Origin of the sequence: Mucilaginibacter sp. OAE612, assembly GCF_041806395.1 — a bacterium.
In the GTDB taxonomy this organism is placed as follows: Bacteria; Bacteroidota; Bacteroidia; order Sphingobacteriales; family Sphingobacteriaceae; genus Mucilaginibacter; species Mucilaginibacter rubeus.
In genome coordinates this window covers 1,362,963-1,378,728 of record NZ_JBGMUW010000001.1, presented here as the reverse complement: position 1 = coordinate 1,378,728, position 15,766 = coordinate 1,362,963, and the positions used below count along the sequence as shown (strand labels likewise).

The 15,766-nt window shown below is 42.0% G+C and carries 9 protein-coding genes; 2 read left to right on the top strand and 7 right to left on the bottom strand.

What is annotated here, in order from left to right:
• Positions 1–55 precede the first annotated feature (55 nt).
• Together ABID99_RS05805 and ABID99_RS05800 are read left to right on the top strand one after the other, a co-directional pair.
• Positions 56–1,417, top strand: a complete 1,362-nt coding sequence (locus ABID99_RS05805) for an alpha-L-fucosidase (protein WP_373613148.1) — start codon at positions 56–58, stop codon at positions 1,415–1,417.
• Positions 1,418–1,434: 17 nt separating this feature from the next.
• The gene (locus tag ABID99_RS05800; protein WP_229701588.1) at positions 1,435–2,892 is read left to right on the top strand and encodes an alpha-L-fucosidase; all 1,458 of its coding nucleotides are present in this window, start codon (positions 1,435–1,437) and stop codon (positions 2,890–2,892) included.
• A 306-nt stretch (positions 2,893–3,198) separates the two neighbouring features.
• Here ABID99_RS05800 and ABID99_RS05795 read toward each other — a convergent pair whose 3' ends face one another.
• From ABID99_RS05795 to ABID99_RS05765, 7 genes are all read right to left on the bottom strand, one after another.
• On the bottom strand, positions 3,199–4,233 hold the full coding sequence (locus ABID99_RS05795) for a LacI family DNA-binding transcriptional regulator (protein WP_090532961.1): 1,035 nt from the start codon (positions 4,231–4,233) through the stop codon (positions 3,199–3,201).
• 33 nt (positions 4,234–4,266) lie between these two features.
• Positions 4,267–5,784 carry a right-handed parallel beta-helix repeat-containing protein gene (locus ABID99_RS05790; RefSeq protein WP_373613147.1) on the bottom strand — a complete coding sequence of 506 codons (1,518 nt, stop codon included), beginning with the start codon at positions 5,782–5,784 and terminating at the stop codon, positions 4,267–4,269.
• Between the two features lie 25 nt (positions 5,785–5,809).
• Positions 5,810–7,363: a hypothetical protein gene (locus ABID99_RS05785; protein WP_373613146.1), complete on the bottom strand. Its 1,554-nt coding sequence runs from the start codon at positions 7,361–7,363 to the stop codon at positions 5,810–5,812.
• A gap of 227 nt (positions 7,364–7,590) precedes the next feature.
• Entirely contained in the window at positions 7,591–8,925 is a 1,335-nt protein-coding gene (locus ABID99_RS05780; protein WP_373613145.1) for an IPT/TIG domain-containing protein, read from the bottom strand.
• Between the two features lie 69 nt (positions 8,926–8,994).
• Positions 8,995–10,830 (bottom strand): RagB/SusD family nutrient uptake outer membrane protein, encoded by a 1,836-nt coding sequence (locus ABID99_RS05775; protein ID WP_373613144.1) that lies wholly within the window; start codon positions 10,828–10,830, stop codon positions 8,995–8,997.
• A gap of 46 nt (positions 10,831–10,876) precedes the next feature.
• Positions 10,877–14,233: a TonB-dependent receptor gene (locus ABID99_RS05770; protein WP_373613143.1), complete on the bottom strand. Its 3,357-nt coding sequence runs from the start codon at positions 14,231–14,233 to the stop codon at positions 10,877–10,879.
• Positions 14,234–14,431: 198 nt separating this feature from the next.
• On the bottom strand, positions 14,432–15,613 hold the full coding sequence (locus tag ABID99_RS05765) for a FecR family protein (protein ID WP_373613142.1): 1,182 nt from the start codon (positions 15,611–15,613) through the stop codon (positions 14,432–14,434).
• Between the last annotated feature and the right edge of the window lie 153 nt (positions 15,614–15,766).

The window sequence follows — 15,766 nt, the reverse complement described above, 5'->3', positions numbered from 1 at the left end:
AAACATCGCCCTTTTTTAACACTCTTTCTTAAAACTGACGTCAGCTATCCTCCAAATGAAAAAAACGTTAACAGGTATTTTATTGGTTTTTATTGCATTTTCCCCTTTATATGCCCAAAAGAAAATAGGAACAGAAACACCCGAACAAAAAGCCAAACGTATGTCCTGGTGGACTATTGACCGCTTTGGTATGTTTATCCATTGGGGGCTTTATTCGCAGGCAGCAAGGCATGAATGGGTAAAAAGATGGGAGCGCATGACGGATGCGCAATACCAGCCTTATTTTGATGAGTTTAATCCAGATTTGTTTAATCCCAAAGAGTGGGCAAAGAAAGCTAAGGCAGCCGGGATGAAATATGCTGTGCTTACTACTAAACATCATGAAGGGTTTTGCCTGTTTGATTCAAAATATACTGACTACAAGGCTACTAAAACCGCTGCTAAAAGAGACCTTGTAAAGGAGTTTGTTGATGCATTTAGAGCCGAGGGTATAAAAATAGGTTTTTATTATTCACTGTTGGATTGGCATCACCCAGACTTTACCGTTGATGTTTTACACCCCCTGCAACCGGCAAGCGAAAAAGATGAGGATTATGATAAGCTGAACAAAGGCCGCGATGTGGCCAGGTACCGCACCTACATGCATAACCAAATTAAAGAACTGCTTACCAATTACGGCAAAATTGATATGCTATGGCTCGATTTTTCGTACCCTGATAATGGCAAACATGGGAAAGGGGCCAAAGACTGGGGATCTGTTGAACTCGTTAAAGAAATAAGAAAATTACAGCCCAATATTATAATTGATAACCGCCTCGATTTAAATGAATACCAGGATGGTTGGGATTACCTGACACCCGAACAGGTAAATTTATCGGAGTGGGTCAAAAAAAACGATTACAAAACTTATTGGGAAACCTGCCAAACGTTTTCTGGTTCCTGGGGTTATTTCCGCGACGAAAACAGCTGGAAAAGTACCACGCAATTAATTACCATGCTGATAGAGGCTGTAAGCAAAAGAGGTAACCTGTTGCTTAACGTGGGCCCTACTGCACGCGGTTTATTTGATAAACGTGCTAACGAAAGGCTGGACGGAATAGCAGCCTGGATGAAATATAACAGCCGCTCCATTTATGGATGTACCGAAGCTCCGGAAACCTTTGTAGCCCCGGAGCACACCCTGCTTACCTATAATGCAAATACCCGGCGCTTATACGTGCATTTGTTAGCATATCCCGGCAAAACACTTACTTTACCAGGCTACAAGGATAAAGTAAAATACGTTCAGTTTTTACATGACGCGTCGGAGATACAACAGGATAGCAAATCAAAAGGCACAGGTAACGACCTGATATTAAATCTACCGGAAACCAAGCCCGATAGTGAGATACCGGTAATTGAATTGGTTTTAAATTAATGTTTACTCATCTACCTATGAAAACAAAACTATCAATGTATTATATCATCATGATCCGAAAACTTTTACCCTGCCTGTTTATTTTAGGATGCAGCCAGGCGGTATTGGCACAAAACGAACATAAAATGTCAGATACGTACCAGCTTCCTAAAGATTCGCTGGTACGGCAAAAACTTGCCCGCTGGCAAGACAAAAAGTTTGGTTTATTTATGCACTGGGGAACATACAGCCAATGGGGTGTGGCCGAAAGCTGGACTATTTGCCCTGATGACTGGGTTACACGTACCGGCCCCTACAGCAATGATTATTTCGCCTATAAAAAAGCATACGAAAACCTCCAAACCACCTTTAACCCTGCCAATTTTAACCCCGAAAAATGGGTTAAAGCGGCCAAGGCTGCGGGGATGAATTACGTGGTGTTTACCACTAAACATCACGATGGTTTTAGCATGTTTGATACTAAACAAACAGATTATAAAATTACCGACCCTAAAACTCCGTTTTCGAAAAATCCGCGAAGCAATGTCACCAAAGAAATATTTAACGCCTTCCGTAACGACAATTTTATGATCGGGGCATATTTTTCCAAACCCGACTGGCATAATGAAAATTATTGGTGGCCTTACTTTCCTCCTAAAGATCATAATGTAAATTACGATCCGCAACGATATCCTGAACGCTGGCAAAAATTTAAAGATTTTACTTACAACCAAATTGAAGAATTAATGACCGGTTATGGTAAAATAGATATTTTATGGCTCGATGGCGGCTGGGTACGGCCATCAGTTACAAAGGATAACGACCCGCAACATTATAACCAGGACATTGATATGGCCCGGATAGCAAAAATGAGCCGCAGCTATCAGCCGGGTTTGATTATGGTAGACAGGACAGTGACCGGCGAATTTGAAAACTATACCACGCCCGAACAGGAAGTACCGGACAAGCCCTTATCCTACCCATGGGAAACCTGTATGACCATTGGCAAATACTGGAGTTATGTTCCTGATGACGAATTTAAGCCCAGCCGCCTATTGGTGCAAACGCTGATAAAAATAGTTTCAAGAGGAGGTAACCTCTTGCTTAATATAGCCCCCGGACCGGATGGCGACTGGAATCCGACTGCCTATCAGAGGTTACAGGACATTGCGAATTGGATGAAGATTAACGAAAAAGGAATTTACGCTTCCGAACCTGTTATACCTTATTCTGTTGGGAACATATATTTTACAAGGTCAAAAACAAAAAAAACATTATATGCCTTCTGGCTATCAGAAAAAGATAATGTAACCCTTCCGGCCGAGGTAAGTTTCCCTGTAAACAATATTAAACGGATTAAAAAAGTAAGCCTGTTGGGCAACTCTGAAAAGTTAAAATGGGCCTATCAAAATGGGCAGTTGCGTATTCAAATTCCCAAATCTTTACAAAAGAGCAGCATATTAAAGTATAGTGACACTTTTGAATTGGAATATTAAAGAGTATACAAACAACAAGCCTATCAACTTCTACCTTATAATTCAAAAAAAACGAGGCGGTATGATGAGCCTCGCTTTTTTGGGATTTTTCAGATACTAAGCGATATATAGTGTTGGGTTGGATTTACACTGTTAACAAAGAGGGGTTAACAGGGTTAACACAATTCGGGGTTAACACCCACATATATATTTAATAATCAACTTATTAAGTGTAATTTCTAAAAAATATGTAAACCCCTTTTTGTATAAATATTACCCGCCAATGCTTTATGCAAATCAAAACCCGAACTTCTTTATAACCTTATCCTATACATTGGTACGCCCTCTGTGAGACACCATACTGGAATCAAATACCGCATGATGGAAAACCGGGGTTAACGACGCTTCACTGATGCGATCATCAATTATTTTAAAAAGTATTTCGGCCGCTTTTATGCCCTGCTTTTGGGGAAATTGTTCAATGGACGCCATTGGCGCACTATCCATAAAACTCCAAATAGGAGAATTTGCAAAACTGACAAAGCTAATATCGTGATTGGGAGCCAGATTATAGTTCTTCAACAACTTAATTGCATCGCGTGCCACATAATCGTTAAAAGTGATAATAGCTGTAGGTTTATCTGCTAAAGATAATAGCCGCCGCATAGCATAAGTATTTTGGGCAGACGACAGATCCGAAGAGACTATCAGGTCCGTATTTACTGCTATCTGATATTTATCAAGCCCCTGTTTGTAAGCATCCAGGCGCTCTTTACTCGCAGCCAGTTGCGATGGACCATTAATTAACCCAATACTACGATGCCCTTTTTCTATTAAGCAATCAATGGCTTGTAGCATTCCCGATTGGAGATTACAAACCGAGTAATGAATATCTTCCATGCCAGGAATACGGTCAAAAAACACAACAGGAATGTTATATTTTTTCAATTGTTCAAACACTTCATAATTCGTGGTATTTTTGCTTATCGAAATGATAATACCGTCTAACCGATGGGTTTTCATTGTTTCCAGGATACGTTTTTCCTTATCAGGGTTTTCTAACGATTGCCCAATAAAAACGTTATAATTCCTTTTGCTGGCGTAATCTTCTATCCCACTGAGGGCCGAAGAAAAAAACGCGTCAGAAAAATCCGGAACAATTACACCAATAGTTAATGTTTTTCGTTGTTTAAAAAATACAGCTGTTTGATTTCGCTCATAATTTAGTTCGCTTGCTACCTTATTAACCCGCATGGTAGTTACAAGGCCAATGCTGGGATGACCATGAAGAGCACGGGACACTGTTGAAGGGCTTACTTTTAAGCGTTTAGCTATCTCTTTAATTGTGGGAATCTTTTCCATCTTGTAATAAAGATTAAAAACAATGGGTATTGATTATTGATATGCCCCTTTACTTATCTGCTTATTTACGATACGCGTATTACCATCAAAATCAACCGTACCGTTAACGCCATCAGATATCACCTGCCCGCTATTTTTTGCTACTGAGGACGATTGCAGGTGAAAATCAAGTCCGGATGTATTGACAAATAAAGGATCGGTGCCATATGTTGAACTGGCGTCTCCACCGCAGGCTGCCTTCCATAAGTTATAGTGGGTATAGGCCACGCCGTTCCAGGTCCACTGCGCGGGGCCTGTGGTGTAATACAGGTTATAATCTATGATATTACCCGATCCCCGGTTGGTATATTTATGAATAAACATATCTGATGCCCCGCCGTAAATGATATTATTTTTTATAACATTATTAGTGCAATCTTCCCTGATGCTTATCTCTCCTTCTATCTCGCCAAAAGCACCTAATGCCTGGTTATTATTGTATAAAGTATTATTTATAATGGCAGAGTTACTTGTACCGGCACCTGTATAATTTAAGTACCCACCCATGTAAATACCGGCACACCAACATTTATATACCAGGTTATTCCTTATAGTAACATGGTCTGTTGGAAATCCGTTGGTTTCGCTCACTGCGCCAATCCCCCTGTCTGTAACAGACACCCTGTTTTTCTCTACTATCACATTTCTGCCACCATCTACATAAATACCTATAGCGCCATGCCCGCCAAGCGGCCCTCTTTTACTTTCAATATTATAGAGGGTATTGCCACTGATAACACCGTTACGGGCATAGTTTAGTGCGGGATCGCCATTGGCCGCATAGCCTCCTGCTGCATCTATCCCAATATTTTGAGCATTATAAATGGTATTATTGGTGATGGTAAAACCGTCAACATAGCCATTGATGGTTAAATTTTCGCCGTACCCGGTTTTACAATCATGGATTGTGTTCCCGGTAACGGTAATATTAGTTACGGGATCGGCAGTATTCCCGATGATCAGTATAGCATTTCCGCCTCCATTGAGCGGGAGCTGAGTATAATCAATACCGTATACCGTATTGTTTTTTATAATAATGTAGTCGGATCCACCTTCAACCATAATGGCTTTGGGATCGCCGGTTGCGGTTTTAAGATTGCGTATTTCAAAGCCATCTACAACTATATACTTTGCCTTATCAATGGTTACCAGGGCTTCCCTCCCGTTAACACTAAAAGAACTACCGTCAATTATAGGTGTTTCCCCACGGTAAGCTTTCAACGTGATATACTTATCCATTACGCCAGATTTGGGAAATACAACCTTTTCGCTATATACTCCACCCCTTACCATTACAGTATCGCCGGGAATGGTATGGGAAAGCGCGTTATTGATAGTTTGAAAAGGTGCGTCAATTGTTCCTTTATTTGACTCTAACCTGTTGGCAGCTACATAATAAACATGAGTGCTCCCGGTAATTGTAACATTACCGCCGGAATCGTTCTTTTTACTGCAACCAAATGCCTGTATAGCAAAACCAAGCATTAAAAAAACATAGACATTACATTTCATAAGCATACTTTTTTAATTAAACATCTTACTGCTGTGCGCCTTTACTTATCTTATTATTTACAATGCGGGTATTTCCGTCAATATCTGTGGCGCCATTTATATCGGCAGAAATTACATTTCCGGTATTTTTTGCAGGAGAGGCCGCTTGTATATGAAGATCGGGCGACGAGGTGTTCAGCAAAAGAGGGTCTTGCCCATTTGTTGAATTGGCATCGTTACCGCTGGCTGCGCGCCAGGCGTTTAAATCGGTATATGGTGCGCCGTTAGTACTGTTCCAGATCCATTGCGGAGTGCCAGTAGTATAGTATAAATTATTGTCGATAATGTTATTGCTGCCTGTTGTGGTATACTTATGAATAAATACATCCACGGGCCTTGCATAAACTATGTTATTTTTGATCACGTTATTGTCGCAATGCTCCGTAAGCCTGATCTCTCCTTCAATTTCTCCAAAAGCGCCTGGCACACGGTTATTCTGATATAAGGTATTATTTACGACGTAACAGTTTTTAGTTCCGCCGGATGTGTAGTTCAGATAATCGCCCATGTATATACCTGTGCGATAGCAGTTATATACAAAATTATTTCGCACGATGGTGGTTTTGGTTGCATACACGTTGCTTTCGCTCACCAGCCCTATCCCCCGGTCGCTGTTGTATACTGTGTTTCTTTCGATAATGGTATTAGCACCGCCGCAAACATAAATGGAGATAGCGCCGTACCTGTCGGGGCCCCAGGTTTCCGGGGTCCTGGTCATGGTATTATCGTGAAAAATATTATCACTTATCACTCCATTGCGGGCATAGTTGGTAGATACATCTCCTTTAGGGTTTAAACCATCACCACCGGCAACAATTATCCCGATGTTTTCCGTATCATATACTTTATTATGGCTAAAAACAAAGCCGTCAATATTGCCGGCCAGCGTTACATTTTCACTTGTACCGGTCTGCGTATCATGTACAGTACAATGCGTAATAACCAGGTTAGTAATGGCAGTAGTTCCGTTACCAATTGCCAGTATAGCGTGTCCGCTTCGCCAGTCGTTCAGGGATGCGTTGTTCTTTATGTTATAAATGTTGCAGTTTTTGATAGTGATATCGTGCGAATTGCCATTGATGGCGATCCCTTCAGGATCGGTATTAAAAGTTGAGCTCGTGAGATTGCAGATATCAAAGCCATCCAATGTTATATATCTTACATTGCTCAGTGTAACCAGCGGCACCCAGCCCGAAACAATTATTTTACTACCGTCTATCATCGGCCTTTCGCCGGGGTAAGCCTTCAATGTGATCAACTTATCCATTGCTCCCGATTTAGGAAACACCACCTTATCATAATAGCTGCCGCCTCTAACCATAACGGTATCACCGGGTAAGGCATGATCTAAGGCGGCATTGATAGACTGGAAAGGGGCATTGATTTTGCCCGAATTTGCATCAGAGCCGTTAACTGATACATAGTAGATATGTGTATTACCGGTTGAGACTATTACGTCATTACCTACCGTTTTTTTGCTGCAAGCCATTGCCTGAATGGCAAAAACATGTATTAAAAAGATATTTATATAATGTTTCATTAAATTTATTCTAAGAAAAATTGGCGTAGCAATTGTTTGACATGCATTAAGTTTATTCGCACTTAAAACCGCGCAGTACCTGCCCGTAGCAGAAACGTGTTTCTGCTACGGAGTACCCTTAAATAAACCCAAACAATTATTAACTACTACTCATATTTATCCCGGACAACAAGGATATGCCTGGGTTGAAAAATAAACTGTGATAGTATTTTAAAAAAGGATCGTTATTATTCCGAAACTATTTTTCTTATCCGGTTGTTGTTTTTATCCAAAACATATACGGTTCCATTCTTATCAACAGCAACACCGGTTGGCGCGCTGAAAAGCGCAGATCCTCCTATCGCATCAGCATAACCTGTTGTACCGCTGCCGGCAAAGGTGCTTACGTCAAAAGTATTCGCCTGTATAAAGCGGATACTTTGATCGGGGTTATAGCTGCCGCCGTCCCATGTTCCGTTGCCTGCTACATAAATATTATTGCTGTTATCAACCGCGATACCCCAGGGATAAGCAAATTTTGCAGTCGTAGCGGCTCCGTTTAAATAACCAGAAACACCAAGTTGCCCTGCTATGATGCTACCGTTCCAGTTGCCGGCACTGAATTTTCTGATAACCTGGTCGCCGTTAACTGATACATATAAGTTACCGGCTTTGTCAAATTTGATTCCTGCAGGATAATTAAGGCCGGATATAACCTGTTTGGTAGTCCACTGAGCTGATACCTGGTAGATGTTTCCGGGGCTGGAGCAACTGGAGTAATAAACAAAACCCGTTGTTTTGTCGACAGCAACACTCCATGGCGATTGATTTCCCCAGGCCCAGGTGGTTGCAGTACCATCGGGGCTTATTTTACGGATGTCATAATTTCCCGGATCAACGGAATATACATTTCCCTGGGCATCAACGGCAACATCATAAGGTATGGAGAAATTTGCCGCGCTCCCCTTACCATCAGCATAGCCCGAAACCTGGGGATTACCGGCGAGTGTAGATACGTTGCCCGCGGTGTCAATTTTCCTGATGCAATGATTTCCGGGATCGGCAACATAAATATTCAGGTTATCATCAACGGTTACTCCGCAGCTTCGGTACCAGCTTTGCCCGCTAAAATCAAACATAGCATCTGTTCCTTTACCGTTTGCAAAGCCGGCTTTACCTGATCCTGCCAGCGTGGTGACAGTCCTGGTATATTGGTATGTAAAATTATCGGTGCTTGTTGCGGTTCCTTTTCCAATAGTTACAACAATAGGCCCGGAACCTGCTTTCTTAGGCACCACTACCATCATTTGTTTGGTGTTGGCACCGATGACCTTCAGTTTAAACCCATTCAGGGTAACCGAAATTTGCGAAGTATCTGTTGAAAAGTTAGTACCAGAGATCAATACTTCGGTACCACCGCCACCCTGTGCCGGGATAAACGTACTGATACTGATAGGTGATGCAGGATCATGTGCAGGCACTTTTTCTTTTTTACAGCTCATAACAGCTATCATGATAAAAAACGCCCCGGCAAGCAGGTATTGATTGATGCCTTTTGCCAATATATTTATGAATGTTTTCATTTGAATAATTACGGTTTAATTATTTATTTCCAGACCTTTTACACCCTGTAGGGTAAATAAGAGCCAGCATTACCAACCAGGGTTTTGTACCAATGCCCTATCGCGGTCCAATTGGTACTGGGATATTGGAAACAGGTACATTTTATTGTTCCATACCCTTTTTTGAAAAAGCGTTTTGTTGTAAAGCCCGGTAAATGCAAATCCCAGGCCCTGATCGTCAGTATTGACATTAAGGCCATAAATAGTCTGATTTTCATCGGCACCCAGTAACAGCCTTCTTACAAGGGTAAAGTATCTGTCGCTTTCAAAACAAAGCTCTACCTGGCGTTCCCTTAAAATATATTTCCGCATTAAATCCTTGTTTCCAACAGCTCCCGGATAAACGGTCTCTATACCAGGCAAGCCGGCCCTGGTCCTGATCTGATCAAGATAAAGCACGATATTAGGGTTCGAGGGATCATATTCATTCAGGGCTTCTACATAATCCAGCAATATCTCGGCGTACCTGATCAATATGAACGGCCTGTAGTTGGTGGCATCCATCCTTATATTATCGGCAGGGCTTACATTTTTCAATACATCATATCCGGTAATATTATTACTTGCGCCGCTGGCTTTTGCGCCGGCTTTACCGTTATAATAAAATTCAACCCGGCCAGTGCCGTCAACATTCGCTGCAGATGAATAATAGTTTTTATCATCAACAGTTGGCGCAGGCAATACCGGCCGGCCATTATACTGGATATAGGCATAAAACCGCGGTTCGCGATTGGCATACATGTTCCATTGCCCTTTGCTGTGCTCCCAATATTTTGAGCCATTACTTTGAGCAAAACTTGTGGCTGTATATCCCGAGAGCGGATCATCAATGGTGCGGCCGTTATTCATATAAAACGCGTCCACAACATTTTGGGTGGCATTGTACATGCTATATCCTCCCGGTCCCGGCGATACACATTTGGTATACCCCCAATAATTCCAGGAGTTTCTTGAAAATATGATCTCACTGTTCCAGTTTGTTAAGAAAAGGTCCCTGACAGACAGATAAGGATCAAACTGGGTTCCGCCGTTATCCAGATTTGTAAATAACTTGTACGAACCAAGATCAATTACAGCCTTGGCTGCATCGGCAGCTATTTTCCATTTGCCGGCATCAAATACTGTGGGTGCCAGCGGGGTGCCATCCTGGTTTTTAAAAGAAGCAAACGATGGATTACCATTCCATAATGGGCTTGCCGACAATAAGGCCAGCTGAGCTTTTACAGCAAGGCAGGCACCTTTTGTTGGCCGACCGTAATTGCTGGTTGAAGGCCATTGCGCCGGTAAACCCGAAGCGGCCTGATCCATCAGTTGGTTAACGTAATCCTTACATTCGTCAAAAGACGCTCTCGGGTACTTATTGAAGTCATCATTTAAGCTTAACGTTTCCGTTACTTTTACAACAGGGCCATATTGCTTCATTAACTGCCAGTAAAACCATCCACGCAAAAACCTTGCTTCGGCTTTATATTGATTTTTTAGGCTGACACTTAGTTGGGTAGCAGGAACCTTATCAATATTGGCTTCAAAAATGAAAGACGACCGGATACCAGTGTAATACCTGTCCCAATAATCAAAATAAGCATTTACAGGGCTCCAGTTGCCAACAACCATTTGCCTTACATTGGTGCCGGGAATGGATACCGACGACTCGTCACTGGCGCCCATCGCGCTGTAATCTCCCCCATCGGTTTGTACAATGTAGCCGTAAATGTTATACAGGTAAGATTCGGCATTAGCCCTGGTGCTCCAGATCAGATCTGATGTTAACAGGTTATCGGGTTTTTTATTAAGGTAATTACAGGACGATAAACAGGCACCCAGGAAGCAGATCCCAACTACCATTATTAGTATGTTTTTTTTCATTTGGCACACTTTAAATTCTTTTGAAACTGATTTAAATTCACGATCTCTATAACGCAACTCTTAATCCTAAGGCAAGTATTCGTACCGGTGGATAGCCTGCCCCGTTAGAGCCAAGTTCAGGGTCCCAAAGTTTGAATTTGGAGAATGTTAGCAGGTTTTGCCCCGTTAAATAAAGGTAGACTGAGTTAATACCCGCCTGGGTAAGAAAGGAGGGCTTATAAGTATAACCTAATGTGGCCTGTTTTAAACGGACAAAACTCGCATCTTTTGACCACCATGTGCTGGGCTGATAATTATTGCTGTTTTGATTAGCAATGCCTAACCGTGGATAGTATACATTCTGACTTGGGTTATCAACTGTCCACCTGTTCTCAAGGCTTGCTAGCATACCCGATGGATAAGTGCCCATGCCTGTAAACGGTACAATACCCGCGCCTTGTGCACCTGCACCGGTTATAGAAGAACCGTTTGCCATAATAATTACATTACCGGTTCCCTGGAAGAAAAGAGAAAGATCGAACTTTTTATAACCAACCGTAAACCCTGCGCCATATAATATGGTAGGGATGTCTGATTTACCGGTATAAACCTTGTCATAACTGTTGATCACGCCATCGCCATTTACATCTTTATACTTGATATCGCCGGGCCTCAACACAGCGCCAAATTGAGTGGGGCTTTTATCAACGTCTTCCTGCGAGGTAAATAACCCTTCGGCAACGTACATCAGGTTATCGCCATATTTGCGACCGGTAGCTTGCTGATAGGCGTATAATTGTTTAGGCTCATCTTTCTGTACAATTTTATTATTGTTGTAAGTGAAATTGCCATAAAGGCGTAAGCCTACCTTACCTATATTATCATTATATTCAATGTTACCCTCAATACCGTGGTTATTCATTTCACCTAAGTTGGCAAATACAGCCCCGCTTACACCCAGTATCCCAGATAAAGAACTGCGTTGAACCAAAATATTTGTCCGCCTCTCTTTATAGGCATCAACAGTGATATTCAGTTTATTGAACAACCCTATCTCCAGTCCAATATTATCTTTCCTGGCTTTTTCCCATGTCAGGTTCTCCACTCCTATAACAGTCTCGGTAGTACCACCATATATTGTTCCGTTAAGGCCTAAACCCACTGAGCCGCCACTGCCATATTGGTTAATATAAGGAAACCTGGTGATACGGTAATCAGATCCTATTTGATCGTTACCTACGAGACCATGTGAACCCCTTATTTTAAGCAGGTTAAACGTTTTTGAAAAATCTTTGAAAAAAGGCTCCCTCGAAATTACCCAACCCGCAGAGACAGCCGGGAAAAAGCCAAACTTTTTGCCCGGTTCAAAGTTTTCTGAACCGGTATAGCCGGCATCAAATTCAAGCAGGTATTTATCGGCGTAAGTATATGTTGCCCTGCCGGCCAAACTCTGATTGTTATAAGGAATAGAGGTAATAACACTACCCGCGGTGCTCTGGACCCTCGATCGCATATTGTATAGAAGCAATCCGCCCACATGGTGCTTGCCGAAGGACTGATCATAATTAATATTGGTTTCCAGGTACATGGTTTTTTCGGCAGATGAATACTGCGTATAACCCAAAAACTGGTTTCCGTACCTCGATTGACCTAATACCAGGTTACCCTGCGGATCTCTTGACGTAGCTAAGTAAAGATCATTGGTACCTGTTCTGCCATTGTCATTTTCGCTGTACGAATCGAACGAGAACCTGGCCATGGCGCTCAAGCCGCTGGTAATTGCATCCAGTTTCTGGTTAATGGAAAAAACAGACTGGATGGTAGGGCGAAACTCGGTGTTATAACCTGAGTTTTGGATATCGTTTACCGGGTTGGATCCGCCATTGTTATACGGACCGGCCCATTTGCCATCGGGGTATCTTATCGGGAACGCGTTAGGTGGGGTTAAATATGACTCATACCAGATGTTTCCTGCCGAGATGCCGGGATAACGGCTGCTCACCAGCATCGCATCCAGGTTCATGGTCAATAAAGTGGTTTTGCTGATATCGATATCAAGGTTTGACCTGAAGTCATAACGCTTAAAGTTAAGGTTGGGATTATAGCCATTTTGTTTGGTTACTTTATAACTTCCATCCTGGTCATAAAAAGAAGCGGAAACATAATACCTTACCGACGAAGCACCGCCGGTAACATTTAAGTTGGTATTATAGCCGGGGGCCCAATTCTTATATACAGACTTTATCCAATTTACATTGGGATAAAGGTATGGGTCTAACCCGCTTGCCGTTTTCTGGATAGTTTCTTCAGAATATGCAGGAGGGTTACCATCATTTGTAGTTGCTTCGTTATGCAACCTCATCCATGAAACGGCATCCAGCATTTTAGGGGTCCGGGTAAGGCCCGACATGGATGTTTCTGTTTTAAAGGAAATTTTAGGTTTACCTGCAACACCTTTTTTAGTGGTAATGATCAAAACCCCGTTGGCGCCTTTAGCCCCATATACAGCGGTTGACGAAGCGTCTTTTAACAGGGAAATGCTTTGAATATCCTCCGGATCGATGTTGTTATAAGCTCCGCCATAAGTACTGTTCACGTCATCCCGCTGCACTCCATCTATAATAATAAGCGGGTTTGAGTTACCCGTAAAAGTGCCAATACCCCTGATGGTAAATGACGCGTTATCATAACCCGGCTCCCCGCTTCTTTGCATCGATATAACCCCGGCTACCTTACCTGCCAGTGCATTAGATAGGGAGCGGTTTGGAGTTGTTATATCAGCAACATTCACCGTGGTAACGGCCCCGGTTATGGTCAGCTTCTTTTGTTTACCATAGCCTACTACTACCACTTCATTTATACCCTTGGTATCGTCAAGTAACTGAACGGTCAGGAAAGATGTTGCTGCGGTAACCGTAATTTCTTTGGCAATGAAACCGGCAAATGAAATAACAAGGGTGCTGTTATCATTAGCTTCAATGGTAAACCGCCCCTCGCTATCTGTTATTACACCTTTATCAGTCCCCTTGATACGTACGCTTGCGCCGGGTAAAGTAACACCCTTTGAATCAGTAACAACACCTGAAACTTTGATAGTAGGTACAGCCTGAACGGGGGGCTTAACAGGCGCAGGCTTAGGTTTTATAATTATTGTTTTCTCTTCTATGCTATAGATAAACGGCTGACCCGAAAGTGCCAGTTTCAATACCTCTTCCAATTCTGTATTCCGTACATTGATACTAACCGGATTAGCGTCTTTAATCAGCTTTGAGTTATAAAAAAAATCGTACCCGCTTTGCTCTCTTATTTCTTTAAGCACCTTTTCTAACGGAGCATTTTTCTCTGACAATGTAATTTTTTGTGCATAGCTTTTAGCACTCACCTGAAGTATTGTCGCCAGTAACAATATGATCGATAATTTCATGATCAACAGTGCTTTATTTTTTATACGGGGGATTGTGTATAAACTTATTTCATAACATTTCATACATTTGAACTTGTTTTGGGTTTAATCTGTAATTGGACTACGAATTTAATTTCATGGCAAAGCCCTAACTTTCCGGCCGGAAGTGTTCCACCACTTCCGGCTTTCCTTTTTAGGCTACCATATGCTGGGTAATGATCACGGCATAATGATAACCCTCCTTCCTTCGATCCTGGTTTTTACGTTCCCTGTCTGTTCAATTATCTTCAATGCCTGCGCAAGGTCTTTTGAACGCGACACCATCCCTCCAAATCTTAAATTATCCACATTTCCCTGGTATTCTACCTCAACATTATACCAGCGGGCAAACTTGCTCATAATGCTTTTCAAATCTTCGTCGGTAAAAAGGAAATAACCATTTTTCCAGGCCACAACCTCGTCGGTGTTAACCGGTTGTACCGAAATTGAATTATTTGCGTAATTGATATCAGATTGCTGACCAGGTTTCAGTAATCTGGATTGATTGGCTTTGATGGCTGATACCTTAACGGAGCCTTCTAATAAAGTAGTTTTAACCGAAGTTTCGTCCGTATAAGAGCTGATATTGAAGTGTGTACCCAAAACCTCCACCATCTGGTGGTTACTGATAACCTTAAATGGTTTATGTGCATTTTTAGCAACTTCGAAGTAAGCTTCTCCTGCTAATTCAACCTTGCGTACTGCACCATCAAAATTTGTAGGATATTTGAGTGAAGATCCGGCATTTAACCAAACCTTAGTGCCATCGGCTAAATTAACCTGGTATTGCCCTCCCTTTGGGATTTCAATAACATTGTATTCAGGCAAACCCGGAGCAGTGGCATGAGATGCAGAGTTTTCAACTGTGTAAACCAACTGACCATTTGCCGCCTTAGATACTTTTGTACCCGATTGTTTGGCCAGTTCGCCGGATGCGGCATCATCCAGGGTAATTTTTGAACCATCGGCTAAAGTTAGCAATGCTTTATTTCCTCCCGGGGCAATACTGTGCTTGTTTACAGGATGTGTGCTATTTTTTGCGATGAAATATGAGCTGTTATACTTCATATAAAAAACCAAAGAAGCCGACGCAATCAGCAATGTTGTGATAGAGGCCGCCACAAACCACCTCCTCAGAAAAATCATTTTTTTAGGTGCAGATTCACGTTTTTTTATCTCCGATAGTATCTTGCTGTACAACTCGCTCTTTGTTACATTTTCATTGCCCATTTCAAGTTCATCCCATTGCAGCTTGTTTTTTTGGAGTGTATCATAATAGCTTAGCAATCGGGCCTCTTCTTCGGGAGTAGCCTCGTTTGATAAGTATTTGTTTATTAAGTTTATCAGTGTTTCTTTTTTCATTTGGGTAGTTATTGTATGTAAGTAACCCTGAACAGGTCATACCCCCAAAGAATAATAAAATATTTCTACAGCATTAAGGAATCATGAAATTTTGGAGAGTAAAACCTGTAATAATATCTAAGGAAGGGATAAATGCAAGCAGATACAGGTAAA